This window comes from Pseudarthrobacter ribosi (assembly GCF_055412865.1).
The window spans coordinates 274,928-301,539 of sequence record NZ_JBVAYZ010000002.1; the positions used below are offsets into that span (position 1 = coordinate 274,928).

At 68.4% G+C, this 26,612-nt stretch carries 23 protein-coding genes; 8 read left to right on the forward strand and 15 right to left on the reverse strand.

Annotated features, from left to right (window positions below; all coding sequences use genetic code 11):
* Positions 1–83 precede the first annotated feature (83 nt).
* The 5 genes from ACZYZ5_RS03165 to ACZYZ5_RS03185 form a co-directional block, all read right to left on the reverse strand.
* Positions 84–1,529 (reverse strand): sulfate adenylyltransferase subunit 1, encoded by a 1,446-nt coding sequence (locus ACZYZ5_RS03165; protein ID WP_463899085.1) that lies wholly within the window; start codon positions 1,527–1,529, stop codon positions 84–86.
* A complete protein-coding gene (gene cysD, locus ACZYZ5_RS03170) occupies positions 1,529–2,584 on the reverse strand; it encodes a sulfate adenylyltransferase subunit CysD (RefSeq protein WP_463899087.1) in 1,056 nt (351 codons plus the stop codon). Before cysD ends, ACZYZ5_RS03165 begins: the two co-directional genes overlap by 1 nt.
* Positions 2,581–3,252: a phosphoadenylyl-sulfate reductase gene (locus tag ACZYZ5_RS03175; RefSeq protein WP_463899236.1), complete on the reverse strand. Its 672-nt coding sequence runs from the start codon at positions 3,250–3,252 to the stop codon at positions 2,581–2,583. The genes cysD and ACZYZ5_RS03175 overlap by 4 nt, the downstream gene beginning before the upstream one ends.
* A gap of 164 nt (positions 3,253–3,416) precedes the next feature.
* Complete coding sequence (locus tag ACZYZ5_RS03180; RefSeq protein ID WP_463899089.1) at positions 3,417–5,165, reverse strand: nitrite/sulfite reductase; 1,749 nt, start codon at positions 5,163–5,165, stop codon at positions 3,417–3,419.
* 143 nt (positions 5,166–5,308) lie between these two features.
* Positions 5,309–6,043, reverse strand: coding sequence for a sirohydrochlorin chelatase (locus ACZYZ5_RS03185; protein ID WP_463899091.1), 735 nt, complete (start codon positions 6,041–6,043; stop codon positions 5,309–5,311).
* Positions 6,044–6,106: 63 nt separating this feature from the next.
* On the opposite strand from ACZYZ5_RS03185, the gene ACZYZ5_RS03190 reads away from it, so the two are divergent.
* Positions 6,107–6,778: a trimeric intracellular cation channel family protein gene (locus ACZYZ5_RS03190; protein ID WP_463899093.1), complete on the forward strand. Its 672-nt coding sequence runs from the start codon at positions 6,107–6,109 to the stop codon at positions 6,776–6,778.
* Between the two features lie 14 nt (positions 6,779–6,792).
* Positions 6,793–7,221 carry a hypothetical protein gene (locus tag ACZYZ5_RS03195; RefSeq protein WP_463899095.1) on the forward strand — a complete coding sequence of 143 codons (429 nt, stop codon included), beginning with the start codon at positions 6,793–6,795 and terminating at the stop codon, positions 7,219–7,221.
* Between the two features lie 210 nt (positions 7,222–7,431).
* Here ACZYZ5_RS03195 and ACZYZ5_RS03200 read toward each other — a convergent pair whose 3' ends face one another.
* Both ACZYZ5_RS03200 and ACZYZ5_RS03205 read right to left on the reverse strand, forming a co-directional pair.
* The gene (locus tag ACZYZ5_RS03200; protein ID WP_463899097.1) at positions 7,432–8,262 is read right to left on the reverse strand and encodes a DUF559 domain-containing protein; all 831 of its coding nucleotides are present in this window, start codon (positions 8,260–8,262) and stop codon (positions 7,432–7,434) included.
* Positions 8,263–8,693: 431 nt separating this feature from the next.
* Entirely contained in the window at positions 8,694–9,782 is a 1,089-nt protein-coding gene (locus ACZYZ5_RS03205) for a tartrate dehydrogenase (protein ID WP_463899098.1), read from the reverse strand.
* An 84-nt stretch (positions 9,783–9,866) separates the two neighbouring features.
* Between ACZYZ5_RS03205 and ACZYZ5_RS03210 the strand changes: the two genes are divergently transcribed.
* Entirely contained in the window at positions 9,867–10,838 is a 972-nt protein-coding gene (locus tag ACZYZ5_RS03210) for a LysR family transcriptional regulator (protein WP_463899099.1), read from the forward strand.
* A 57-nt stretch (positions 10,839–10,895) separates the two neighbouring features.
* Here ACZYZ5_RS03210 and ACZYZ5_RS03215 read toward each other — a convergent pair whose 3' ends face one another.
* The 3 genes from ACZYZ5_RS03215 to ACZYZ5_RS03225 are packed head-to-tail and all read right to left on the reverse strand — an operon-like array spanning position 10,896 to position 14,200.
* On the reverse strand, positions 10,896–11,996 hold the full coding sequence (locus tag ACZYZ5_RS03215; RefSeq protein ID WP_463899100.1) for a polyprenyl synthetase family protein: 1,101 nt from the start codon (positions 11,994–11,996) through the stop codon (positions 10,896–10,898).
* Positions 11,993–13,399 (reverse strand): geranylgeranyl reductase family protein, encoded by a 1,407-nt coding sequence (locus ACZYZ5_RS03220; RefSeq protein WP_463899101.1) that lies wholly within the window; start codon positions 13,397–13,399, stop codon positions 11,993–11,995. Before ACZYZ5_RS03220 ends, ACZYZ5_RS03215 begins: the two co-directional genes overlap by 4 nt.
* 12 nt (positions 13,400–13,411) lie before the next feature.
* The gene (locus ACZYZ5_RS03225) at positions 13,412–14,200 is read right to left on the reverse strand and encodes a demethylmenaquinone methyltransferase (protein ID WP_463899103.1); all 789 of its coding nucleotides are present in this window, start codon (positions 14,198–14,200) and stop codon (positions 13,412–13,414) included.
* Positions 14,201–14,318: 118 nt separating this feature from the next.
* Between ACZYZ5_RS03225 and ACZYZ5_RS03230 the strand changes: the two genes are divergently transcribed.
* From ACZYZ5_RS03230 to ACZYZ5_RS03245, 4 genes are all read left to right on the forward strand, one after another.
* Positions 14,319–15,656, forward strand: a complete 1,338-nt coding sequence (locus ACZYZ5_RS03230) for an isochorismate synthase (RefSeq protein WP_463899105.1) — start codon at positions 14,319–14,321, stop codon at positions 15,654–15,656.
* Positions 15,657–15,818: 162 nt separating this feature from the next.
* Complete coding sequence (locus ACZYZ5_RS03235; protein WP_463899107.1) at positions 15,819–16,622, forward strand: ABC transporter substrate-binding protein; 804 nt, start codon at positions 15,819–15,821, stop codon at positions 16,620–16,622.
* A 97-nt stretch (positions 16,623–16,719) separates the two neighbouring features.
* On the forward strand, positions 16,720–17,511 hold the full coding sequence (locus ACZYZ5_RS03240) for an amino acid ABC transporter permease (RefSeq protein ID WP_463899109.1): 792 nt from the start codon (positions 16,720–16,722) through the stop codon (positions 17,509–17,511).
* Positions 17,512–17,522: 11 nt separating this feature from the next.
* Entirely contained in the window at positions 17,523–18,326 is an 804-nt protein-coding gene (locus ACZYZ5_RS03245; RefSeq protein WP_463899111.1) for an amino acid ABC transporter ATP-binding protein, read from the forward strand.
* A gap of 39 nt (positions 18,327–18,365) precedes the next feature.
* Here ACZYZ5_RS03245 and ACZYZ5_RS03250 read toward each other — a convergent pair whose 3' ends face one another.
* Together ACZYZ5_RS03250 and ACZYZ5_RS03255 are read right to left on the reverse strand one after the other, a co-directional pair.
* Entirely contained in the window at positions 18,366–19,331 is a 966-nt protein-coding gene (locus ACZYZ5_RS03250; RefSeq protein ID WP_463899113.1) for a hypothetical protein, read from the reverse strand.
* Between the two features lie 171 nt (positions 19,332–19,502).
* Positions 19,503–19,802, reverse strand: a complete 300-nt coding sequence (locus ACZYZ5_RS03255) for a helix-turn-helix domain-containing protein (protein WP_463899115.1) — start codon at positions 19,800–19,802, stop codon at positions 19,503–19,505.
* Between the two features lie 65 nt (positions 19,803–19,867).
* On the opposite strand from ACZYZ5_RS03255, the gene map reads away from it, so the two are divergent.
* On the forward strand, positions 19,868–20,632 hold the full coding sequence (gene map, locus ACZYZ5_RS03260; RefSeq protein WP_463899117.1) for a type I methionyl aminopeptidase: 765 nt from the start codon (positions 19,868–19,870) through the stop codon (positions 20,630–20,632).
* 166 nt (positions 20,633–20,798) lie between these two features.
* Here the strand turns inward: map and menD are convergent, their stop codons facing one another.
* The 3 genes from menD to ACZYZ5_RS03275 form a co-directional block, all read right to left on the reverse strand.
* Positions 20,799–22,505 (reverse strand): 2-succinyl-5-enolpyruvyl-6-hydroxy-3-cyclohexene-1-carboxylic-acid synthase, encoded by a 1,707-nt coding sequence (gene menD / locus ACZYZ5_RS03265; RefSeq protein ID WP_463899119.1) that lies wholly within the window; start codon positions 22,503–22,505, stop codon positions 20,799–20,801.
* A complete protein-coding gene (gene argS, locus ACZYZ5_RS03270; RefSeq protein ID WP_463899121.1) occupies positions 22,502–24,259 on the reverse strand; it encodes an arginine--tRNA ligase in 1,758 nt (585 codons plus the stop codon). The genes menD and argS overlap by 4 nt, the downstream gene beginning before the upstream one ends.
* Before the next feature lie 236 nt (positions 24,260–24,495).
* A complete protein-coding gene (locus ACZYZ5_RS03275; RefSeq protein WP_463899123.1) occupies positions 24,496–26,577 on the reverse strand; it encodes a PhoX family protein in 2,082 nt (693 codons plus the stop codon).
* Between the last annotated feature and the right edge of the window lie 35 nt (positions 26,578–26,612).

Here is a 26,612-nt window from a genome sequence, read left to right on the forward strand (position 1 = left end):
GCCGGAAACGTGCGGGCTCGCCGTAAGTTTGCCTGCGAGCTCGAGCGTCTCCGGCGATTTCGGGGGTATGCCCCGAGCGGGCCTCAGATCGAGTAGCGCTCGTCCTCGTGGTCGCCGGGGTGGTCCTTGACGAGGCCGGCGGCGAGGGTGTTGCCGTCCTGCGGGTCGATCACCAGGAACGCCCCGGTGCGGCGGTGGTGCAGGTAGTTCTCCAGCGGCAGCGGCGCGGCGAGCCGCAGCTGGGCATGCCCAATGTCGTTGAGCTCCAGGGTGGTGGTGGGCTCGAGCTGGAAGTTGGCGAGGTCCAGCTTTCCGGTCACGTTCCGGACCAGGGCCTGGACCGTGCGGGTGCCGTGCTTGACCAGCACCTTGGCGCCCTCGCGGAGCGGTTTCGGCGAGAGCCAGCACAGCGCGGCGTACAGGTCGGCCGAGGCTTCCCGGATGGTGCCGGCCGCGGCAATCGTGTCCCCGCGGGCGACGTCGAACTCGTCCGCCAGGCGCAGGGCCACGGACTGCGGGGCCACGGCCTCGGTGAGCCGTCGTCCCGCGAAGTCGATGCCGGTCACCGTGGTGGTGCGCGGCGCCTGGCCCGGGGTGAGGACGCTGACCTTGTCCCCGAGCTTCACGGAGCCTTCGGTGATCTGGCCGGCGTAGGCGCGGTAGTCGCGGTAGCCCTCGACGTCGAGCCCGGCGGCGACGGCGTCGGGAGCGAGCGCGCCCTGCGGCCGGACCACCAGCTGCACCGGGAAACGAAAGCTCTCCAGGTGGCTTTCGAGCTCGTCCGCGGCCGGCAGCGTCTCCAGGACCTCGAGCAGGGCCGGGCCGTCGTACCAGGGCGTGCGGCCCGAGCGGTCCACGACGTTGTCGCCGTCGAGCGCGGACACCGGAATTACCAGCAGATCGGCAATGCCGTCCGCACCGAGGCCGAGCTCGCGGCCCACCTTCTGCACGTCGGCTTCGATCTCACGGAACACGGCCTCGCTGAAGTCCACCAGGTCGATCTTGTTCACGGCGACAATCACGTGCGCCACGCGCAGCAGCTGCAGCACGGACAGGTGCCGGCGGGTCTGCTCGAGGACACCCTTGCGGGCGTCGATGAGCACGACGACGGCGTCCGCGGTGGACGCGCCGGTCACCGTGTTCTTGGTGTACTGCACGTGCCCGGGGCAGTCGGCGAGGATGAAGCTGCGGCGGTCCGTGGCGAAGTAGCGGTAGGCGACGTCGATGGTGATTCCCTGTTCCCGCTCGGCGCGCAGGCCGTCGGTGAGCAGCGCCAGGTCAATCCGCTGTTTCCCGTTGGGGCCGACGGCCGCGCCGGCACCGCCGAAGCCGCGGTCCGCGGAGGTGCGAGCGACGGCGTCGAGCTGGTCGGCGAGGATCGCCTTGGAGTCGTGCAGGAGCCGGCCCACCAGGGTGGACTTGCCGTCGTCGACCGATCCGGCAGTCGCGAAACGGAACAGGGAGGCATGGGCCAGGGGCGCCTCGTCAAGAAGGGCAGCCGCGCGGGCGGTGTCGATTTCGGTGCTCATTAGAAATAGCCATCCTTCTTGCGGTCTTCCATGGCGGCCTCGGAGATGCGGTCATCCGCCCGGGTGGCGCCACGTTCGGTGATGGTGGAGGCGGCAACTTCGATCACGACGTCGCGCACGGTGGCGGCGGCCGATTCCACGGCGCCGGTGCAGGACATGTCGCCGACGGTCCGGTAGCGGACGGTCTTGGTGATGACCTGTTCGGTGTCGCGGGGCTGGGAGACCTCGCCGACCGCGCGCCACATGCCGTCACGGGCAAAGACCTCGCGGTCGTGGGCGTAGTAGAGGCCGGGCAGGTCGATGTTTTCGCGCTCGATGTAGCGCCAGACGTCGAGTTCGGTCCAGTTGCTGATCGGGAACGCGCGGACGTGCTGGCCCACGGTGTGCCGGCCGTTGTAGAGGTTCCACAGCTCGGGCCGCTGGTTGCGGGGGTCCCACTGGCCGAACTCGTCGCGCAGGCTCAGGATGCGTTCCTTGGCCCGGGCCTTGTCCTCGTCGCGGCGGCCGCCGCCGAAGACGGCGTCGAATTTGTTGCGCTGGATCGCGTCCAGCAGCGGGACGGTCTGCAGCGGGTTGCGGGTGCCGTCGGCACGCTCGGCCAGCTCGCCGGAGTCGATGAACTCCTGGACGCTGCCGACGACGAGCTTCAGTCCCAGGCGCTCCACGGTCCGATCGCGGAACTCGATGACCTCGGGGAAGTTGTGCCCGGTGTCCACGTGCAGCACGGGGAACGGCACCTTGCCGGGCCAGAACGCCTTGGTGGCCAGGTGCAACATCACCACGGAATCCTTGCCGCCGGAGAACAGCAGCGCCGGCTTCTCAAACTCGGCAACAACCTCGCGGATGATGTGGATCGCTTCCGACTCCAAGGTGTCCAGCGACGAGAGGCGGGCCGGGGAGCTCAGGCGAGCGTCCGCCGTCGACCCCGATGCCGCCCAGGGAGTGGCATCGGGCCTGTCGGAGCGGGACGCGATGCTGCTTGCAGCATCGCCGTCCCGCGAAGGGGCGGGGGCGGCATCGGGGTCGACGGCCACGAAAGTCTCAACATTGCTCATACGTGTAGTCCGCATTCTGTCTTGTCGGTTCCTGCCCAGCGGCCGGCGCGGGGGTCGTCGCCGGGCGCCACCTTGCGGGTGCAGGGCTGGCAGCCAATGGACGGGTAGCCCTGTGAAAGCAGCGGGTTGACGGGGAGAAGGTTGTCGTCGGAGTACTGGACCAGCTGGTCGAAGCTCCAGGCCGCGACCGGGTTGACCTTGACCAGGCCGTTGACGTCGTCCCAGGTGACCAGCGGGGTGTTGGTGCGGGTGGGGGCCTCGTCGCGGCGGACGCCGGTGAACCAGAGTTCGTAGCCGGCCAGCGTTCGGCGCAGCGGGGCGACCTTGCGCAGCGCGCAGCACTGGGCGGCGTCGCGGGCGAAGAGGTCCTTGCCGAGGAGCCGGTCCTGCTGCTCCACGGTGTTCTCCGGCAGCACGTCGACGACGTTGACGTGAAGGCTCGCCGCGACCTCATTGCGCGTCGCGTAGGTTTCCGGGAAGTGGTATCCGGTCTCCAGGAAGAGGACGTCGACGCCGGGGAGCTGGTCCGCGACGAGCGCCGGGAGGACGGCGTCGGCCATGGAGCAGGCGACGGCGACCGCGGGCAGCTCGAAGTTCCGCGCCACCCAGGCGATCACCTCGCGGGCCGGGGCGTCCCAGCCGAGCTCGGCGGCGCCGGACTCGGCGATGACCTTGAGCTCGTCGTGGGTGCGAAGCGCAACGGGGCCGTTGGCAGGCGATGCCGCCCCCGCCCCTTCGCCGCGCTGCTGATCTTCGATCAGCTCAGCGCGCGGCTTCGACAGGCCCGATGCCACTCCCTGGGCGGCAACGCCTGCCAGCGGCTGAACGTTGCTCACTGCAGATCACCCTCATCGGCCGCGAAGGCCCATTCGGCGAAGGTCTGGCCCGCGGAGTGGTCGGCCACGAACTTCCGGACTACGCGTTCGACGTAATCGGGCAGGTCCTCGGCGGTGACCTTGAGGCCGCGGACGGTGCGTCCGAGACCGGCCTCCTCGCGGCTGTCGGAAGCCAGCCCGCCGCCGAGGTGGACCTGGAAACCGGGAGTGGGGTCGCCGTCGGGCGTGGGGAGCATCATGCCCTTGAGGCCGATGTCCGCGGTCTGAATCCGGGCGCAGGAGTTGGGGCAGCCGTTGATGTGCAGCGACAGTGCCTGCGGGAGCTGCCGGGTCTCGACCAGGTCGGCGAGGCGGCGTTCCAGCTCGGCGACCGCGGTGGCGGCCGTGACCTTGGTTTCGACGATGGCGAGCTTGCAGTATTCGATGCCGGTGCAGGCGATGGTGCCGCGGCGGAACACGGACGGGCGGGCGGAGAGGCCCAGGGCGTCGAGTTCGGCGACGAGCGGTTCCACCTGGTCCTTGGGCACGTCGAGGACGACGAGCTTCTGGTGCGGGGTGGTGCGCAGCCGCTGCGAGCCGCGGGCCTCCAGCGTGTCCGCGAGCTTCACGAGCTGGCCGCCGGAGAGGCGTCCGGCGAGCGGGGTGGCGCCGATGAAGAACTTACCGTCCTTCTGCTCGTGCACGCCGATGTGGTCGCCCGGGGTGGAGGGCTTGGGCGCGGCCGGGCCGTCGTCGAGCTTGTAGCCGAGGTATTCGTCCTCGAGGACCTGGCGGAACTTCACCGGTCCCCAGTCGGCCAGCAGGAACTTCAGCCGGGCCTTGGTGCGCATGCGCCGGTAGCCGTAGTCGCGGAAGATGCTGGTGACGCCGAGCCAGACGTCGGCGGCCTGGTCCGGCCGGACGAACGCGCCGAGGCGCTTGCCCAGCATCGGGTTGGTGGAGAGCGCGCCGCCGACCCAGAGGTCGTAGCCGATGCCCAGTTCCGGGTGGACCAGGCCCACCAGGGCGACGTCGTTGATCTCGTGCACCACGTCCTGGCTGGGGTGGCCGGTGATGGCGGTCTTGAACTTGCGCGGCAAGTTGGCCAGCTCCGGGTCGCCGATGAAGCGTTCGGCTAGTTCGTGGATCAGCGGCGTCGGGTCGATGATCTCGTCCTTGGCGATGCCGGCGACCGGGGAGCCGAGGATGACGCGCGGTACGTCGCCGCAGGCCTCCGTGGTGGACAGGTCCACCGATTCGAGGCGGCGCCAGATTTCCGGGACGTCCTCGACCCGGATCCAGTGCAGCTGGATGTTCTGGCGGTCGGTGAGGTCGGCCGAGTCGCGGGCGAAATCGACGGAGATCTGGCCGATGACGCGCAGCTGCTCGGTGGTGAGGGCGCCGCCGTCGATCCTGACCCGCAGCATGAAGTACTTGTCCTCGAGCTCGTGCGGCTCAAGCGTGGCGGTCTTGCCGCCGTCGATCCCGGGCTTGCGCTGGGTGTAGAGGCCCCACCAGCGGAAGCGGCCGTGCAGGTCCGTGCCCTCGATCGAGTCGAAGCCGTGCTTGGAGTAGACGGACTCGATACGCTCGCGGACGTTCAGGCCGTTGTCTTCCTGCTTCCAGGTTTCGTTGGCGTTCAGCGGCGCGGTGCCGTCCACCTTCCACTGCCCGTGCGGCTTTGCGGCGGGGCGGGAGGTGGGGCGCTTGGTGCGGCCTGCGGCAGCCTGGTCCGGGGACGCTCCGGCTAGAGCTGTATCAGTCATGCATCGACTGTAGGGCGGGCTGTAATGCCGTCACAAAGGTCCGGAAATGCGAGGTCACCTAGGGCAACAAATCGTCACGAAGCGTCGGCGAGCCTTGAAGTGGCGCGGGTCGTGTGCATGGGCGGGTACGCGCCAGGCGCGGGTCAGGCGCGGGCCGCGAGCGCGGCGTCGTAGCGTTCCAGCGCGATTTCGGCCAGCACCGGCGACGGCAGCAGCGCCGCCGTGACGAGGTCCGCGCCGGCCTTGTGGAGCTGGTCGTGGAAGAACCCCGGAGCCAGCAGGTAGGCGGCGATGACCACACGTCCGCCCAGGTCCACGGCCCCGGCGGACTCCCCCGCGCCGGCGCCGCCCGCGGCCTCCTCGCGGAGCATGGCCACGGCCTCGGGCACCGACGGCTTCGCGGACGCGCCGTAGGCCGGCACGATCCGGTTGGACCGCAGCGCGCGCAACTGCTCCGTGAGGACCTCGACATTCTGCGCGGCGGTGGGGTCGGAGGACCCGGCAGCGGCAAGGATCACGGCGTCGTTGTCGGTCACGCCGGCCTCCCGGAGCCGCTGGTCCAGCAGCGCCGCGAGCCGCGGATCGGGCCCCAGCGGCGCGGCGGCGCGGGTGTCCGGGCGGCTCTTGACGGCCCGGGCGATGTCCACCTTGACGTGGTACCCGACGCTGAGCAGCAGCGGGACGACGACGGCGGTCTCCCCCGCCGGCAGGCCCGCGACGACGTCCGGCAGCTCGGGGTCCTGGACGTCGACGTAGGCCTCGCGGACGTCGAGTCCGGGCCGCAGCGCGGCGATCCCGTCCCGGAGGGCGTTGACTTCGGCGGCGCCCTCGGTGCTCGAGGTGCCGTGTGAGCAGGCGATCAGGATGGGGCTATTCATAGCCGTTAGCGTAACCTTGGACCCGGCCCATCCGCCCCCTTTGCTATCCGACCGGGACCCTCCATGACTTTTTCCTTCAGCGTTGTCCTGCTCTGGCTGGACCTGGCCGGGGTCTTCTTCTTCGCGGTCTCCGGGTCCCTGCTCGCGGCACGGAAACAGTTCGACATCATCGGCTCCCTGCTGCTGGCCTCGGTGGTGAGCCTGGGCGGCGGCGTCATCCGCGACATCATCATCAGTGCCGGCCCGCCCGCGGCCTTCACCAACCCGGCCTACCTGGCGCCGCCGCTGCTGGCCGCGGTGCTGGTGTACTTCCTGTTCTCCAGTGTCCAGCGGTACACCTCGCTGCTCATCCTGTTCGACGCCGGCGGCCTGGCGCTCTTCTGCATCACCGGAACCCTCAAGGCGATCGACGCCGGGATGAACCCGGTCGCGGCGGTGCTGCTCGGGGTCACAACGGCGGTGGGCGGCGGCCTGCTGCGCGATATCACCGCCAATGAGGTGCCGCAGCTGTTCGACCCGAGGGATCTGTACGCGCTGCCGGCGTTTGCGGGGGCGGCACTGACCATGGTCCTGTCCGTCACCGGCACCTTCAACGCGTTCAGCGCGGGTGCCGTGGCCGCCGTCGTTTTCGCCTTCCGCGTCACGGCCTGGCGGCGGAAGTGGTACGTTCCGCTGGCGGTCCGCGGCTGGCACCGGCTTGGCCTGAACGCGGCGGATGGCGGGCCCAAGGATTAGCTAGGATAAGAACCATGACTGACATGTTCCTCGAGAAGTTCCGCGCGCTTGTTCCGAAGTATCTCGAAGACGAATGGCAGGAAGAGGATGGCCTCGAGACCGACGAGCTGGATACGGCCCTGGCCGAGCACCAGTTCCAGGTCCCGCTGGTGCTGCGCGAGTTCTACCTCGCGGTCGGCGGCTGCGAGGACATCATGGAGGCGTACCACTACTTCTGGGACCCCGAAGAGCTCGAAGTAGATGACGAAGGCTTCCTCATGTTCCTCGAGGACGAGGAAGAACAGTTCACCTGGGGTTTCCGGGTCGGCGACCTCAGCGTCCCGGACCCGATCGTGTACCGCCGCAACAACGCCCGCGGCCAGTGGAAGAGCGAAGAGGGCACGTTCTCCGAGTTCGTCTTCGACATGTTCGAGTGGGCCTTCAACGACGAGGACGAGGACTAAACCCCCGCACCGGGCGGCCCGCGCACCGGCAGCCCGGGGGCACCCACTCCCCTGGCCACCGCCCCGCCCCTGGGGCATCGGCAGATCACGCCTGGCCACCATCGGCGGTCCGGGGGCACTTTGACACGGACTCGCCGCCTCCCAGGCCGGAAATCCCCTATTGAGGCCTCAATGTAGCCCCGGACGGCCCCCGCGGCCTGGCGCTCACGGCTAGAACGCACCCCGGCGGCGCTGCTCCAGCACCGCAAGGACCTGGGCGAGCATCTGCTCGGGGTGGTGGACGACCAGGTCGTAGCCGAATCGGAGAACCAGATAGCCACCGACGTGGCTCGCGTTGTTCCGACCCCGGTCCTTCTTCACCTGCCGCGGTTCCAGATGCGATTCGCCATCGGTCTCCACGATCAGGCAGTCCTCCACGAGGAAGTCCACCTCCCCCACCCCGGGAATCTGGACGTGCCTGCGCACCTGCAGCCCGGCCCGGAGGAAGACGGTGTTGGCGAGAACTTCGAGCAGCGAGTCGGCCCGGGGAATGACCAGGTCCAGCACCGACCTGGCGCGGGCGTTGCGGTTGCCGCCGAGTTTGCCGCGGAGGAATGCCAGGCTGATGTCCCCGCGGCCCACAGCACACTGGACCATGACAAGAGCCTCCAGTTCCGGCAGGCAGCGCAGCGCGTGGATCAGGACGTCGGCCAGTCCGGCAATAGGGAGCCACGGGTGCCGGGGATGCCGGCAGCGGCCATGTGCCACCGAGCCGGGCGGCGCTGCCCGGTGCCCTACGCAGAGGTGCAACTTCGACGCCGGTACCAAAGTCCACAAGCCGTAGCCCGGGGCTGCGGAGACACAGGTCAACAGCCCGCCGGCCTCGCGGGCAGCCCGCACGGCCGAGGTTTCCCGGGCCAGCGCATAGTGTCCGCGGCGGATCCTCACGATGGTGCCCTCCGCCACGGCCCGGCCAATCCGATATCGGTTGAATCCGGCCCGCGCCAGGTCGGCCGTGCTGGCCGGTCCGCCCCGCGAGCCCAGGAAATTGGCGAAGTTCATTCCGCCAATGTGCCCTGCCGGCGGCGCTCAGACTCCACCCGGGCCGTGCCATGTGGACAACTCCTGCAGCGGCCAAGGGGCACTTCGACGCGGACATGCCGCCCCACAGCCCGGGATCCCCCATTTGAGGCCTCAAAGTGCCCCCGCGCGGCCCAAGGGACCCCCAACGAATACTGTGACAGCGAATTTACAGGCAGCCTAGACAACGTGACACTTCTGTCATATGCTCATTCATGGGTTCACCAAATGCCTCCGGTGGATCTGATGCGAACGGAGAAATGGCCCCGGTTCGACGCAACGGATGACTCGAAACGTTGCAGGAACCGGGGCCATTCCGTTTAAGCCGGAGAGCCCAGCAGGGAAATACTCATGCAAGGGGACATGGTCAGCCCGCGGGGCGGGTGGGTGTCAGCCCGCGGGGCGGGTGGGTGTCAGCCCGCGGCGACGGCACGGATTTCGGCGGCGATGGTTTTCCCCAGGAGTTCGGTGGTGCCGCGTCCGCCAAGGTCGGGGGTGAGGGATCGGTCTCCCCTTGCGAGGACGTTCTCAAAGGCATTCACTACTGCGGCGGCCGCGGCGTCCTCGCCTAGGTGCTGGAGCATCATTGATGCGCTCCAGATCTGGCCGATGGGGTTCGCGATGCCCTTTCCGGCGATGTCGGGGGCTGACCCGTGGACAGGTTCAAAGAGGCTCGGGAACCGGCGCTCGGGGTTGATGTTGCCGCTGGGTGCGATGCCGATCGTTCCCGTGCAGGCAGGTCCCAGATCGGAGAGGATGTCGCCGAAGAGGTTGCTGGCCACAACGACGTCGAACCGTTCGGGATGCAGGACGAAGTTCGCCGCGAGGATGTCGATGTGGTAGCTGTCGGTCCTGACGTCGCTGAAGTTCTGCGCCATAAGTTCGACCCGCTCGTCCCAGTAGGGCATGGTGATCGCGATGCCGTTGCTTTTTGTTGCCGACGTCAGGTGCTTCTTGGGACGGCTGGCGGCGAGGTCGAACGCGTACTTGAGGATGCGGTCCACGCCGATCCTGGTCATGACGGTCTCCTGGAGGACGGTCTCCCGGTCGGTTCCTTCGAACATTCTGCCGCCGATGCTGGAGTATTCACCCTCGGTGTTTTCCCGGACGACGTAGAAATCAATGTCCCCGGGAACCCGGTCAGCCAGTGGGCTCTTGACGCCGGCCAGCAGCCTGACGGGCCGCAGGTTGACGTACTGGTCGAAGTGGCGCCGGAACTGCAGCAGGCTTCCCCACAGGGAGATGTGATCCGGGACGGTCTCCGGGGAACCGACGGCACCGAAGAAGATGGAATCGAAGCCGCTGAGCTGATCGACCCAGTTGTCGGGGAGCATCTTTCCGTGCTTGAGGTAGTAGTCGCCGTTGGCGAAGTCGAAGTCGGTGGTTTGCAGCTTGAAGTCAAAGGCCTCTGCCGCGGCTTCGAGTGCCCGGACTCCCTCCGGGACAACTTCCTGCCCGATTCCGTCTCCGGCAATCACGGCAATTTTGTGGGTCTGTGTCATGAGGAGACTTTCTTGTCGGGGAGCCCGTGCCAGGCCTGGCTGCACCGGACGGCGCCTTGTGCTGTCTGTGACATAAGTCTATTGATGAAGAAGAATGCGATATATAGGTTCCAGGGCAAGGCATTGTTTCGCACAGAGAAAGAAGTAGCGCCAGTGGATTTGAGCAGCGTGGATGACCTGGAGTTCTTTGAACAGATCTCCCGTTCGAGTAGCCTGACGGAGGCTGCCAGAAGCTGGGGAAAGTCCCTCCCGTCGGTGAGCAAACGGTTGACCCTGCTGGAGTCCCGGCTCGGCGTGCAGCTCGTCCGGAGGAGCACCCGCAAGCTGACCCTGACACCCGAAGGGGAGCAGTACGCTGCCGGGGCCTTGTCGATTCTGCAGCAGAAGACGGATCTCGAGGAGGGGGTGACGCAGAAATATGGTGAACTCCAGGGGCGGATTGCGGTGCATTCGACCATTGGTCTCGGCCGCATCCACATTGCGCCCTTGCTCGGTGAGTTCGTGCGGGATCATCCCCGGGTCTCCATTGACCTGGAGCTGTCCGCCCTCCCCCTCAACATTGCCGGGACGAGCTTCGACATCGGCATCCGGGTCGGCAGCCTGGAAGACTCGCGGCTCAAGTCCAAACGCCTTGCGGAAAGCCGCCGGGTGGTATGCGCATCCCCTCAATATCTGGACACCGTTGGCCGGCCTGCGACAGTGGCGGAACTGGAACGGCACAACTGCCTCATCCTCCGGCAGGAAAACAGTGACTACGCCGTGTGGCGGTTCGGATCCGTTGGCCGGGAACAACAAGTACGGGTGAACGGCAACATGGTCAGCGACGACGGCGAAGTAGTCACCGGATGGTGCCTTCAAGGCCTTGGACTCATCATGCGCTCCAGCTGGCACGTAAACCCGATGCTGCGAGAGGGCCGGCTGCAACAGGTCCTGGAGGACGTGCCGACGCCGGCGGCGGACATCCATGCCGTCTACCCCGCAGCGGTGCACACGCCGCGCCGCGTCAGCGAAGCCATCGAGTACCTGAGAACGGGATTAGCAGAGCGTCTGGCGTAGCCGCGACCGCCCTCCCGGCCGAAGCCGGACCCGCCGGAGGCGGAGCCCCGGCCCGAATCAGCTGGCGCGGTCCACCACGGCCAGCGCGAAGTTGGTCAGCGAGTCCTTCACGACACCCTCGGGCAGCGGCGCGAGCGCGGCAATGGCTTCCTGGGCCCAGGCGCGGGCCACCACCCAGGATTCCGCCGTCACGGGGTGCTCCCGCAGGCCGGCGACGGCGGCGGCGAGGGCCTCGTCGGAGCTAAGGTCCCCGTCGATGAGCTTCAGGAGTTCGACGGCGGACTGGTCGCCGTCGTCGGCCTTCTTGCGCAGCAGCAGCACGGGCAGCGTCGGCACACCCTCGCGCAGGTCGGTGCCCGGGGATTTGCCGGACTTGACCTTGACGCCGGTGACGTCGATGACGTCGTCGGCGAGCTGGAAGGCCACGCCCACCTTTTCGCCGTACTCAACCAGCATTGGCTCGTAGGTTTCGTCGGCGCCGGAGAAGATCGCGCCGAGCTGGCCGGAGGCCGCCACGAGCGAGCCGGTCTTGTCCGCGATGACCGAGAGGTAGTGCTCCACCGGGTCCTCGTCCGGGCGCGGGCCGACGGTTTCGTGGAGCTGGCCCAGGCAGAGCCGCTCAAAGGTGCGGGCCTGGATGCCCAGCGCGCGGGAACCGAGTTCGGAGACCAGGATGGAGGCGCGCGCAAAAATCAGGTCCCCGGTCAGGACCGCGACGGAGTTGCCCCAGACCTCGTGCGCCGTGGGGGCGCCGCGGCGGAACGGCGCGGAATCCATCACGTCGTCGTGGTAGAGCGTCGCCAGGTGGGTCAGTTCAACCACGACGGCGGCCTGCACCACGGCCGCCCGGGAGGCGTCACCCAGGTGGGCGCAGAGCAGGGTCAGCAACGGCCGGATGCGCTTGCCGCCGGCTTCCACGAGGTGGCGCGACGTCGCGTCAGCCAGCGGATCGGAGTTGGCGATGGCTTCGCGCAGTTTCTTCTCCACGCGGGCCAGGTTGGTGGTGATCGCCGGTCCCAGTTCGGGGTCCCCCGCGATCGCAGCAAAGCCGGCCGGCAGCTGCAATCCGGTGGCGATCGCGGTGGTGTTGAGGCTGGGTTCGGAGCTCGGCAGGCCGTGTCCGGCGTGCGTCCAGCTTTGGTCTGCAGAGTTGGTCACGGGTTAACCCTAACTTTTGTTGCGGAAACCTCGGTGTTGGCGCCGGTATTCGCAGGGGTGTCGCTGCGGGACGGGCCGGTCTGCGACGAGCCTGCACTGCCGGCATCCGCCCTGGACAGGCCCTGGTTGGACGTCGCCGGGACCAGCGATTCCAGCACCCGGATGACTCGGTCCTCGAACCCCTTGGCCGCGGGATCGGTCAGGTTGGCCAGCAGCCTCACCACGAACCGCATCAGCACAGGAATGGGCATGCCCGTCCGGAGCGCCAGTTTCATCACGGCCGGCTTGCCGATCAGGGCGGCGAAGGCGCGGCCCAGGGTGAAGTGCGAACCCCACTGGCCCCGCACGTAGCCCGCGTACCGGGCGAGGTGCGCATCGGCGTCGGCCGGTCCCCAGCCCGCGGAGGCCGAGCGCGCGGCGCCGTCGATGATGAACTCGGCCGCGAACCGGGCGGACTCCATGGCGTAGGAGATGCCCTCGCCGTTGAACGGGGAGACCATGCCGCCGGCGTCGCCCAGGAGCAGCAAGCCGGGCGAATAGTGCGGGGTGCGGTTGAAGCCCATCGGCAGCGCGGCGCCGCGGATCTCGCCGACCTGGTTCTCCGGGGTGAAGCCCCACTCGGCGGGCATGCCGGCGGTCCATTCGCGCAGGACCTGCTTGTAGTCCAACTTGCCGAATTCCTTGGACGAATTCAGGATGCCCAGGCCCACGTTGGAGGTGCCGTCGCCGACGCCGAACACCCAGCCGTAGCCGGGCAGCAGCTTCCCGTCGCGGCCGGGGAGCTCCAGCCAGCCTTCCATCCAGTCGTCGTCGTGCCGCGGCGAGGTGAAATACGTGCGGACGGCGACGCCGAGCGGCCGGTCGTCGCGTTTCCGGATGCCCAGCGACACGGCGGTGCGGCTGGAGTTCCCGTCCGCGGCGAGGACGACGTCGGCGGCAAAGTCGCGGGTCTCCCCCGTCTTGCGGCCGGACTCGTCCAGCAGGGCCGCGCGGACCCCGGTGACGCGCCCGCCGTCGTCGTGCAGTGCCTCGGTGACGCTGTGGCGTTCCAGCACGACGGCGCCCGCGGACTGGGCGTGCCGGGCAAGTTCCTCATCGAAGCCCAGGCGCGTGCGGATCAGGCCGTACTGCGGGAAGTCGGAGACCTCGGGCCAGGGCAGCTCGATGCTGCGGCCGCCGGCCAGCAGGCGCAGGCCCTTGTTGCGGCGCCAGCCGTCGGCCTCGGGGTGCGGCAGGCCGAGCTTCTGGATCTCGCGGACGGCGCGGGGGGTGAGCCCGTCACCGCAGACCTTTTCCCGCGGGAAGCTGGTTTTCTCCAGCACCGTGACGTCGATGCCCGCCTGCGCCAGGTAGTAGGCGGCAGTGGATCCGGCCGGACCTGCTCCGACGATCAGTACTTTCACGGCGGCGACGAACTAACGCGCGGGCCGGGTGATGTTGCGGCGCAGCTTCGCCACCGGTCCGGTGTGGGCGGCCAGGGCTGCGGCGGCCGCGGAGGGACCGGCCTCGGCGCCGGGCTTGACACCGCGGTGCACCGCGACGATGCCGCCGCTGAGGTTGCGGTAGGAAACCTTGTCCCAGCCGGCTTCCTGCAGCCAGGCCGCGAGGTGGTCCTGGTCCGGCCAGGCGCGGATGGACTCGGCGAGGTAAACGTAGGCGTCCGGGTTGGAGGAGACCTTGACGGCGATCGCGGGCAGCGCACGCATGAGGTATTCGGTGTACATTGTCCGCCACAGCGGCACTACGGGCTGGGAGAACTCGGCGATGACCAGCTTGCCGCCGGGCTTGGTGACCCGGAGCATCTCGGCCAGGGCCTTCTTCGGCTCGTTGACGTTGCGCAGGCCGAAGGAGATGGTGCTGGCATCGAAGGTGTTGTCCGCGAAGGGCAGGCGCGTGGCGTCCCCGGCGATGAAGTCGATGTCGGGGCGGCGGCGCTTGCCGACCTTGAGCATGCCCAGGGAGAAGTCGCAGGCGATCACGTCTATGCCGGCATCGGCATACGGTTCGCTGGAGGTGCCCGTGCCGGCGGCGAGATCGAGCACCCGCTGGCCGGGTTTCATATCCATGGCTTCGACCACAACCTTGCGCCAACGGCGCGTCTGCCCCATCGACAGGACATCGTTGACGACGTCGTATTTGGGGGCGACGTCGTCAAACATCGTGGCTACTTCGTCCGGACGCTTATCCAAGGATGCTCGGTTCACCCTGACATTGTCTCAAATGATCAGCACACACCCTAACCACGCCTGAACTGGGGCTGAACTGGGCGTCCGTGGCGACTGGGCCGAGCCTGCGGCGGGGCGGGAGTAGTGTTGTCTCACTATGACGAGCGCGTTCCGAAACAGAATTATCAGAACAATGACACTGCCCCTCGATGCAGAATCATTCCCCGGGGGGCTGCCGTCGTTTCTGGTCCGGGACGACCTCCTCTGCTGGACCCGCCGCGAAGCCGGCCTGGTCGGCTTCGGCGAGGTGGCCCGGTTCACCGCCACGGGGCCCGAGCGTTTCCTCGAGGCGGACATCTGGTGGCGCCACCTGGTCATCGAGGCCGAGATCGACGACCCCGTCGACTGGCCCGGCACCGGCCCCGTCGCGTTCGGCTCCTTCGCTTTCTCCAAAGCCTCCGCGCACGAGTCGCGGCTGATCGTGCCCGAGATCGTCGTCGGGCTCCGTGACGGCAAGGCCTGGCTCACCCAGATGACGTTCGACGACGGCGACCTCACCGAAGCGGGCGCCCGCGCCGCGCTGGACCGTTGGCTGGGGACACCCGGCGTCGTACCCGCTGGGGCAGACGCCGCTGGGGCAGACGCCGCCGGGGCGACGCTGCACACCGGGTCGCTCAGTGAGGCGGACTGGATGGCGGCCGTGGCCGCGGGCGTGGCGGAGATCCGCACCGGGGCGCTGGAGAAGCTGGTGCTGGCCCGCGACATCGTGGCCACCGTCCCGGCCGGGGTGAACGCCGCCGAGATCCTCCGCCAGCTCGCCGTGCGCTACCGCGAATGCTGGACCTACGGGGTGGACGGGCTGGTGGGCGCGACCCCGGAGATGCTGATCCAGGTGGAGGGCCGCACCGCGCAGGCCCGCGTCCTGGCCGGCACCCTGGACCGCCGCGACGCCGACGGGATGGACGGCTCGCCGCTGGCGTTCGCCGAGCGCGTGCTGGCCGGATCCGAAAAGCAGCGGCACGAACACGACATCGCGATCCAGTCGCTGACCACGCAGCTGGCACCGTTCTCGGAGGCGATGAACGCGCACAGCGAACCCTTCATCCTGGAGCTGCCCAACGTCTGGCACCTTGCCTCGGATGTGAAGGCGGAGCTCGCCGAGGTCGAAGGGCATGTGCCCACCTGCCTCGCGCTGATCAATGCCCTGCATCCCACGGCGGCGGTCTGCGGCACGCCGACCATCGTGGCGGGCGCGCTGATCCGCAAGCTGGAGCACCTGGACCGCGGCCCGTATGCCGGACCGGTCGGCTGGCTCGACGCGGCAGGCAACGGCGAATGGGGCATCGCGCTGCGCGGCGCCGTCATCGAGTCCCCGGAGACCGTGCGGCTGTACGCGGGCTGCGGCGTCGTCGAGGGCTCCGTGCCGGAAGCCGAACTCGCTGAGACGTGGGCGAAGTTCCGGCCGATGCTGGAGTCCCTCGGCATCAGCAGCTAGAGTCCGGAATAGGAGACACGGCCGCCCCGCGGGGGCTTGCACTAGTGTCATCAATAGTTATCCAATGGTGAAACTAAGTTTCCTGTGATGCACATCTCGTATTCGGCGATACACTATAAGCCGACTAAGTCACATCTGCTCCTGCAACAAGAGGTAAAAAACATGCAGCTCAAGTCCCTCGCCTCGGCAAAGGTGGCCGCCAAGGCAGCCACAATCCTCGCCGTCGGCGCCCTCACGCTCACGGCCTGCGGCGGCAGCTCGACCCCCGCAGCCACCTCCGAAGGCGGCATCCAGCTGATCAACGCCGGCAAGCTGACCGTCTGCTCGGATGTGCCCTACGAGCCGTTCGAATTCCAGAAGGACGGCAAGATCGTCGGCTTCGACATGGACATCGCGGCTGAGGTGGCCAAGGACATGAAGGCCGAACTCAGCGTTGTCGACAGCTCCTTCGAGGCCATCGAGACCGGCACCGCACTGACCCAGTGCGACGTCTCCATCTCCTCCATCTCCATCACGGACACCCGCAAGTCGATCATGGACTTCTCCGACCCGTACCTCGACGACGACCTGACCCTCGTGGCCTCTGGCGATTCAGGCATCACCAACCTCGACGGCGCCAAGGGCAAGAAGGTGGGCGTCCAGCAGGCCACCACCGGCGCCCAGTACGCGAAGGATCAGGGCCTCGACGCGCAGCAGTTCGAGGACACGGGACTCCTGGTCCAGGCACTCAAGGCCGGCACCATCGACGCCGCCCTGGGCAACCAGTCCGTCCTCGGCTACGCCATCAAGGATGACTCCAATTTCAAGCGCGTGGAGAACTACGCCACCGGTGAAAAGCTGGGCATCGCCATCAAGAAGGGCAACACCGCGATGGCCACCCAGGTCAACGGCACGCTCAAGCGCCTGACCGACGACGGCACCCTGGCAACGTTCGAGACCACCTGGTTCGGCGAACCTTCCAAGTAGCCAGCACCCGGCCTGAGACCTACGCAACTGAGGCCCCGTACCGCTGTACAACAGTCCGTACGGGGCCTCAACTGCGCGAAACGAATGTGAGAACACCATGGCAATGACCGCACGTCAACGAGCCAAAGTCAGCCTGTACGTCCAGGCCGGAATCTTTGTGGTGGCCGTGATCGCCCTGATCGTGGCCACGGACTGGGAGACCATCAGCAACAGCGTCTTCAACTTCGCCAAGATTGGCCCGATGTTCCCGGACATCATCCTGGTGGGCCTGAAGAACACCCTGATCTACACCACCCTCGGCTTCATCGTGGGCCTGACGGGCGGCCTGCTGCTGGCCCTGATGAAGCTCTCCTCGTTCCCGCTGTACCGCTGGATCGCCACCGGCTACATCGAGTTCTTCCGCGGCGTCCCGGCCCTGCTGGTGTTCATCGCGTTCGGCTATGGCGTGCCGCTGGCGTTCGGTGTCTCCTGGAACGTGACCGTGGTGGCCATGGTCTCGCTGGGCATGGTGGCCGCGGCCTACATCGCCGAAACCCTGCGCGCCGGCCTGCAGGCCGTGCCGAAGGGCCAGATGGAGGCGGCCCGTTCACTGGGCATGCCGCAGTGGCGGGCGATGATCACCATTGTCATCCCGCAGGCCTTCCGGATCGTCCTGCCGCCGCTGACCAACGAGGTCATCCTGCTGACCAAGGACTCCTCGCTGATCTACGTGCTGGGCCTGACCGCGTCGCAGTACGAGCTCACGAAGTTCGGCCGCGACGGCATCTCCAGTCTCGGCGCGGGCCTGACCCCGCTCCTGGTCGCCGGCGCCTTCTACCTGGTGATCACCATCCCGCTGAGCCTCTTGGCCCGGAAGTTCGAAAGCCGCTCCGCGCGGACGAAGCGATAGGCAGGACAGTCATGAACGACGTCATACAGAACGCCCACGGCCGCAGCGGAGCCGTCCACGCCGCCGGGGTCTCCATCAAGGACCTGCGGAAGTCCTACGGCTCCAACGAAGTGCTGAAGGGGATCGACCTCAACGTTGCCCCCGGCGAGGTCGTCTGCCTGATCGGCCCCTCGGGCTCGGGCAAATCGACCCTGCTGCGCTGCGTGAACCTGCTCGAACAGCCGAACCAGGGCACCATCCACGTCGGCGGTTTCGAATCCACCGATCCGGATGTGGACATCGACAAGATGCGCCGCAAGGTGGGCATGGTCTTCCAGCAGTTCAACCTCTTCCCGCACCTCAGCGCGCTGCAGAACTGCACGGTCGCGCAGACCAAGGTGCTCAAGCGCAGCCAGTCCGACGCCTCGGCGGCGGCCTTGAAGAACCTGGAGCGCGTCGGCCTGGGGCACCTCGCGGACCGTTTCCCGGACGAGCTCTCCGGCGGGCAGCAGCAGCGGGTGGCCATCGCCCGGGCCCTGAGCATGGACCCCGAGCTGATGCTCTTCGACGAGCCCACCTCGGCCCTGGACCCGGAGACCGTGGGCGATGTCCTGGCGGTCATGCGGAACCTGGCCAGGGAAGGCATGACCATGCTGGTGGTGACCCACGAGATGGGCTTCGCCCGCGAGGTCGCCGACCGTGTGGTCTTCATGGACGGCGGCGTCGTCGTGGAGGAAGGTGTGGCCGAGAAGGTCATCAGCTCCCCCGCCCACGCCCGCACCAAGGAATTCCTCCGCCGTGTGCTCGACCCGACGCACATCGACATCACGGAGTAGGTTCCCCTTCGCGGATTCCGCACCGATTTCAGACAGCCGCTACGTGGATCCACGTGGCGGCTGTCCGTTTCTGTAGCGAATTCGGGGGACGCCTTTTGCATCAAGGAAAGCCGCGAATCTCTCCAGGCTGGCGAGCTCCGACCAGGTCCATCGGATGACCCGTCGCCCGGTGGCCCGGATCCGGTCCTCACGAACCTTCTCCTCGATCACGACATCCGAGGACGTCCGCCCCTTCAGATAGGCCGCGTCCCGGTATTTAACCAGACCATCGAATTCGCCGGACAGGCCGTCATCCGGCCACTCAAAGTCCGTGAAGCCGACGAGTCCCCGGGCATCCCGAATCTCGTGCTGGAGTAGGGGCGCCTTGAAACCCAGCCGATGCATCATCGCCCGGCTCACCGATTCCCCCGGAGAACCCGACGCCGGGTCGCTGAACTCAAGGGCGGTGACGATCCTGCGGGCTGCGGCGGCCGTGTAGATACCGGGGATGCCAGCTTCGAGCAACGCAACATTCAGCGCCGGCGGCCCATTCCGCGCGGGCCGCAATACATGATCGGCGGCTGCTACGGCCTGCTCAAAGGATCCGAAGGCAGCCAGGTCCAGCACCGTCCGGGCCCGGGCCGTGACCAGCAGGCCCTGGCGCTCCTCGATCTGGAGGGATTGCGGATCGGCGAAGTGCCGCCGCACCCCCGCCCTGGAGCGGCCCCCGCCGGCGTCGGACGTGCAGGCGTGAACAGGGTGCCGCGTTCCGAGCACTGGGATATCCGAAAGGGCGGCGGCCGACTGCCGGCAGAAAACGGTCCGGCTTCGCAGGGTGGATGCCGCGGCATGGATCAGCAGCGGATACCGTTCCCAGTACTGCAGTGCATCCCACGCCTCGGCCCGGACATACACACCCTGGCGAAGGCGTCTGAGCTCGCCGGTCTCTGCTTGCCGGGCAAGCGCACGCGAGTCGCGGCCAAGACGCGCGAGGTCGCTGCTAAGGATCAGGGCGGGCAGGTCCATGCACCGATACTGGCCCGGGCCTCAGAGCCGCAACAACAGCGCGGCGCCCGGATGTGGAAAACGTCGACGGCGCCGGCGGCGTTTTCGCGGCGTTTTCGGACAGGCGCGGCGGGGATCCGCGCCGCCCTCGTCCGAATCCGCAACGGAAACGTGGGAAACGGGGCATCTAACCTAGGACGCCAGACGGTCGGGCCGCTGCTCCGAAACATGATCGCTGGACGCTTGCGCCGGCGGGTTGATGGCGGACCAAACATCGTCGAGTGAGAGACCGAGCACCGCCGCAATCGCTGCGATGGTGGAGAACGCCGGAGTGGCCACACGGCCCGTTTCGATCTTCCGAAGAGTCTCCGGCGAGATGTCTGCGGCCACCGCCACCTCGAACATGGAGCGATCTGTCCTCGCTTGACGCAGGAGTGCGCCCAAACGTTGTCCTCGTTCGACCTCGGCGGGAGTGAGTGGGAGTCTGACCATGCCTCCAACTATAGTACCGGTATAGTATTACCGGTATATTTATTGGCAAGCGAGAGGGCCACCCAGTGATCGAAATATTCAGCCCAGCCGAACTTCAGCGAGCGACAGTGAGCGGTAGGTTCATCGCCACAGTGCTGCAGAGCTTGCAGGAGCGAGTCAGGGTCGGCACAAACCTCCTGGAGATCGACCAGTGGGCCGGTGAGATGATTGCCGAAGCAGGCGCTCACTCCTGCTACATCGACTACGCTCCCTCGTTCGGCCGCGGGCCCTTCGGTCACTTCATATGCACATCAGTCAACGACGCAGTGCTGCACGGAATGCCCCACGACTATGCCCTCAAGAATGGCGATCTCCTCACCCTTGACCTAGCCGCGTCCCTCCAGGGGATCGTCACCGACGCCGCCGTCAGCTTCATCGTCGGCGTATCAACCAACCCTTCGGACACCAGCATGATCGAGACGACTCAGCGAGCACTCGACGCCGGAATCGCGGCTGCCAACCCCGGAGCGCGAATCGGGGACATCTCCCACGCAATCGGATCCGTCCTTGCAGCCGCCGGCTACCCCGTCAACACCGAGTTCGGAGGGCACGGCGTCGGCTCGACGATGCATCAGGATCCCCACATCCCCAACATGGGACGTCCCGGCCGGGGATACCGGCTCCGCGCCGGCCTGCTACTGGCAATCGAACCATGGGTCATGGCGGGCACCGCCGACCTCGTTACCGACCCGGACGGATGGACACTCCGAAGTGCAACAGGAACCCGCACCGCGCACAGCGAGCACACCGTAGCCATCACTGACGACGGACCTGTCGTCCTCACGACCTGACCATTCGCGCCCCCGAAAGCCAACCGCTTCAGCGACCGACCTTTCGGCGTTGGACGGGGACGACCTGTTCCACCGCCAGGCAAGCAGCGCATCCGCGGCGTTTTCGGACAGACGCGCCGCGGATCCGCGCCGCCCTCGTCCGAAACCGCAGCGGAATCGCCCCGGGCTACTGCGCGGCGAGGACTCCGGCCACTGCGGCGCCCACGGCGGCCCTGATCCGGACGTGCAGCTCCCGCAGTCCGCGCCGGTCCGTGTGGACTTCGATGATGCTGCGGCCCTCCCACGGCTCCGCCAGCGCCGCGGCGAGCTCCGCCGTCGTGCGGACCGAGCGGTGCGCGACGCCGTACGCGGCCGCGAGTGCCCCAAGGTCCACGCTGTGCGGGGTGCCGAAGAGGCGTTCGACGGCGGTGCCGTAGCGGCCCGCGGCCTCGACGACGCCGTGCTCCAGCAGCCCGAAGATGGCCCCGCCGGCGTCGTTGAGGACCACGATGCGCAGGTCGGGCTCCGCTTCCCCGGCGCCGAGCAGCAGCCCGCCGGCGTCGTGCAGGAAGGTGACGTCGCCCAGCAGCACCGTAGTCTCCTGCCGGCCGGCCAGGGCGATGCCGGTGGCGGTGGCGAGGGTCCCGTCAATGCCGGAGAGGCCGCGGTTGGCGAAGACGACGGCGGCCGGCTCGGGGGCGGGCGCGCCGGCGAGGTCGACGTCGCGGATGCCGTTGGAGGAACCAAGCACCAGCTGCCCGCGGGTGTGTTCCCAGACCAGGGCGCCGACGGCAGGCCCGGTCGCGGCAGCGGAGCCGGCCAGGGCGACGTCGACGGCGTGCTGCGCGGCGGCGCCGGCCAGGAGCCAGGCATCCAGCCACGCCGTGGAGCCGCGGCCGGCGAAGTCGGCCAGGTCGGCCAGGTTGTCGAGCGGGAGTTCGGTGCGGCGGCCGGGCTCGTACCAGGCCACGGGAACCGGCTGATACAGCGCCGAGGGGACGTCGGCGCGGGCCAGCAGGGCGCTGACCGGCCGGGAGAGGGTGGGCCGGCCGAAGAGCACCACGCGCTCGATCGGCTGCGCGGAGTCCGGCCCGAACGCATCCAGGACAATCCGGTACGGTCCCACCGCGTTGGACCCGAACCGCGCGTTGGAGGACGGCTCCGCCAGCAGCGGCAGGCCGTGGGCGCGGGCGAACGCTTCGGCGACCGGGCCGGCGTCGTGCCCTGCCAGCACCACGGTCCGCCGTTCCGGCAGCCCGGCCGAGGCGGGCGGGAAATCGAGGGCCAGCGGGCCGCGGGGCGCGCGGTACACGCGGCGGCCGGACTCGGGCGGCAACCGGTCGCCGGGCGCGGGGACGAGCGGGTCGCGGAAGGCCAGGTTGAGCTGGACGGGCCCGGGCGGGGTGTCCTCGAAGGCCCCGGTCGCGGCGCTGAGCGCGGTCTCGACGGCGCGCTGCGGGTCGCTACCGGCGGGCACATCCGCGGCGAAACGGACATGCTCACCGAACAGGTCCAGCTGCGCCGTGGTCTGGTTGGCGCCGGTCCCGCGGAGTTCCTCGGGCCGGTCGGCCGAGATCACCACGAGCGGGACAGCGGCGTGGTTGGCCTCCATCACCGCCGGCAGCAGATTGCCGACGGCAGTCCCGGAGGTGGTGAGCACGGCCGCGGGCGCCCCCGTGGCCAGGGCCAGACCCAAGGCGGTGAAGCCGGCGTCGCGCTCATCGATCCGGACCAGCAGCTCGACCCGTCCGGCGGCGTCGGCCTCGGCCAGCGCGTACGCCATCGGCGCGGAGCGCGAGCCCGGCGCCACCACCACGTAGCGGACCCCCTCGAGCAGCAGGGCCGCGACGGCGATCCGCGCGGCATCCAGCGCGCTCAGCTCCTCCGAACTCACATGTTCTCCGGCGTCTCGATGCCGAGCAGGTCCAGGCCCTCGGACAGCCGGCGCAGCACCAGGGCGCACAGGGCGAGCCGCGATTCCCGGACCGAGTCCTCGGACTTCAGCACCGGGCACTGATCATAGAAGGCCGTGAACAGCTGCGCGAGTTCGAACAGGTACGTGCACAGCCGGTGCGGCTCCAGCGCCTCGCGGACCTTGTACAGCGTCGCGCCGTACTCGAGCAGGTGCAGGGCCAGGGCGCGTTCGGCGGGTTCGACGACGGCGATCGGCGTCGCCGGCGTGCCGCCGTCGATCCCGGCAAAGTCCAGCGCGGTGTACCGCTCCAGCACACCGGCCTTGCGCAGGATCGAGCGGATCCGGGCGGCGGCGTACTGCACGTAGGGCCCGGTGTTGCCGCTGAGGGCCAGCATCCGGTCGAAGTCGAAGACGTACTCGGTGTCGTGCCCCACGGAGAGGTCGGCGTACTTGACGGCGCCGATGCCCACCTGCCGGGCCGTCACGGCGCGCTCTTCCGCGGTGAGTTCGGGCCGGCTGGCGTCGATGACGGCGCGGGCGCGGTCCACGGCCTCCTCCAGCAGGGCCATCAGCTTGACCGGGGCCCCGGAGCGGGACTTCAGGATCTTCCCGTCCTCCCCCAGCACGTTGCCGATCTGCACGTGCACGGCCTCCACTGTGTCCGGCAGCCACCCGGCGTCGCGGGCCGTGGCCATGACCATGCGCAGGTGCATGTTCTGCGGCGCGCCCACGACGTATAGGACGCGGTTGGCCTCGAGCTCGCGGACCCGGTAGCGGATGGTGGCGAGGTCCGTGGTGCCGTAGCCGTAGCCGCCGTCGGACTTGCGGATGATGAGCGGCATCGGCTCGCCGTCGCGTCCGGTGAAGCCGGCCGGGAAGGTGCACAGGGCGCCGTCGCTGATCCGGGCGATGCCGCGCTCCTCGAGTTCTTGGCACAGCTGTGCCAGATGGGCATCGTAGGAGCTTTCGCCGGCGATGTGGTCGTCGGTGAGGCTGATGCCCAGCATCGCGTAGATGGCGTTGAAGTAGCGTTTGGACTGCGCCACAAGCCGCTGCCAGACGGCGAAGGTCTCCTCGTCGCCGCCCTGCAGCGCCACCACCCGTTGCCGCGCGCGGACGGCGAAGCCGTCCTCGTCGGTGGCGGAGGCATCGAACTTGGCCCGGGCCGCCTGGTAGAACGCGCTGGGGTCATCGACCAGCAGCGCCGCCTCCGGGGAGTCCTCGCCGATCTCCAGCCAGTGCTCGATCAGCATGCCGAACGGGGTGCCCCAGTCGCCGATGTGGTTCTGCCGGATGACGGTGTCGCCCAGCGCTTCGAAGACCTTCACCAGGCTGTCGCCCACCACCGTGGTGCGCAGGTGCCCGACGTGCATTTCCTTCGCGACGTTCGGGGAGGAGTAGTCGACGACGACGCGCTGAGCTTCCGCCGCCGGCATGGCCGGGGCGCCGGGAGACTCGGCGTTGAGCAGCTCCTCGATCCAGGTCCCGTCGAAGGTGAGGTTGATGAAGCCGGGTCCGGAGATCTCGACCGAGGTGCAGATCCCGTCCAGTTCCAAGGCCTCGACGATCCGGGCGGCGGCGTCCCGCGGCGCCATGCCGACCTTCTTGGCCAGTGCCATGGCGGCGTTGACCTGGATATCCGCAAACTGCGAGGGCCGGACCACGGGATCGGTCTCGCCGTACTCTTCGCCGAACGCGCTGGCAATTGCTGCCTGGACTCTGGGGACAACCATTTCGGCCGGATTATTCACACTGTTCAAATTATCAGTTCCCCCGCACCCCGGCGCTCGTTCACCTCCGGCTTCCAAACAACAGACGCTCCCGCACGTCTGACCGTCTAACGGCGGACGCTCCCGCACGTCCCGCCGTCGGACCGCCGAACGTGAGAGAGCGTCCGCCCGAAAGCGGCGGAACGTGAGAGAGCGTCGCCCCGAAAGCCGCCAGACGTGAGAGAGCGTCCGGAAACGGGTTAGGAGTCGGCGCGGAAAACCTGGACCACCGAGGGGCGGGGGGCGCGGACCTGGCCCCGGGCCGGCGTCGTGCCTGCTGGGACATAGTCCGGGAAAAAGGACAGCTGCGCGTCGAAGCTGCCGTCCTCGCCCGGGTGCTGCACGGAGACGAACACGGTGCGTTCCTCGTCGCGGATGATCGGCCCGCAGGTTTCGCCGTCGCGCGGGACGGCGAGGAACTGCTCCACGCGGCCGCGCTCGGCGCCGTCGAGGGTGACCTTGAACAGCCCGTCCGCCTTGCCGATGCCGGAGGGGGCGCCGTCGGTGGAGATCCAGAGGTTCCCGACCGAGTCGAACGCGAGGTTGTCCGGGCAGGAGATGGGCGAGACCTGGTCCGCCGGGAAGCCGGAGAAGTAGGTCACATCCCCGGTGGAGGGATCGCCGCAGACCATCAGCAGGTTCCAGGTGAACGCCGTGGAGGTCTGGTCGCCGGTCTCGGTGATCTCCACGATGTGGCCGTCGCGGTTGGCGTTGCGCGGGTTGACCTCGGTGGCGCCTTCCTTGCCGGCCTTGCCGCGGTCCGAGTTGTTGGTGCAGGCGACGTAGACCTTGCCGGTGTGCAGGCTGGGCTCGACGTCCTCGCAGCGGTCCATCTTGGTCGGGCCCACCTTGTCCGCGGCCAGGCGGGTGTAGACCAGCACTTCCTCGACGGACATCCCGGGCACAGAGGACTTCCCGCTGACCACGAGGGGCAGCCATTCGCCGGTGCCGTCGAAGCCGCCGTCGGACGGGACCGTGCCCGTGCCGGTGATCTCGAGGGCCGGGGAGCTGCCGGTGAATCGGGCCACGTAGAGGTCGCCGGCGGAGAGCAGGGTCATGTTGTGCTTCCGGTCCCCCTCAACGTACTTGCCGGCGGAGACGAACTTGTAGAGGTAGTCGAAGCGCTCGTCGTCGCCGGAGTAAGCCACCACGTGCCCGGACTCGGCCACGATCACGTTGGCCCCCTCGTGCTTGAAGCGGCCCAGCGAGGAGTGCTTCTTCGGCGTCGACGTCGGATCGAACGGGTCGACCTCCACGATCCAGCCGAAGCGGTTGGCTTCGTTGGCGAAGCCGGGATTGCGGGTGTCGAAGCGCGGGTCGTCGAGTTCCCACTTGCGCGCCGTGGCGGAGGACGTGAGCCCGTAGCGCTTGTCCTCGGCCGAGGTGCCGGGCGCGACGAAGTACCCGTTGAAGTTCTCCTCGCCGGAGAGGATGGTGCCCCAGGGCGTGGTGCCGCCGGCGCAGTTGCCCAGCGTGCCGCGGACGGTGCGGCCGGCCGGATCCGCGGCAGTGCGGACCAGCGGCGAGCCGGCCACCGGTCCGGTGAGCTCGTAGGCCGTGTCGTTCAGGTAGCGGCGGTTCAGCCCGGCGCCCTTGACGTAGGACCAGGGATGGTTCTTGTTCTTGCGCTCGAGTTCCACCACGGAGAGCCCGTGCGCGGCGGCGCCGACCGCCCGCACGTCGGCGGCGGGCATCGAGGCCGGGAACATGATCGTCTCGTTGGTGTATTCGTGGTTCGCGAAGAGCACCGCGCGGCGGCCCTTGCTGCCGGGGATCTCGAGGATGTCGGTGTAGTCGTTGTTGTAGCCGAACTGCCGCGCCTGGGCGGCCGCCGTCTGGTTGCCGAGGTCGAAGTCCGGGGCGTCGTCGAAGATCGGGTCACCCCAGCGGATCACGGGCCGCCAGGTGAAGCCTGCCGGGACGGTGACGGCGTCGACGGCGGCATCCACCGGGGCGATCGCGGTGAACCGGAGCTTGGAGGCACCGTAGCCGTTCCTGGCTGCCGGGGACAGGCCGGGACCGCCGGCCACTGCGGCCTCGGGCGTGGCCAGGGCACCGCCGAACGCGACGGCGAGGGCACCGGCGGCACCGAAGCCCAGGGCGGCGCGGCGGGACATGGTCGCGGAGGCGATGTCGCGGAAGTAGCTGTTCGAGCTGGTGTTGCAGACCTCGCCGGTGCAGGCGTTGTCGCATTTCAGCGCGCAGGTGACGGCGCTGCGCTTGCCTTTGGTGTGGCCGAGCATGGGGAGCAGGGAGAACTTGCGTCCGGAGGAAACAGACATGGAGAGACCTTCCACGGGTGGATTGGGGTGCCTCC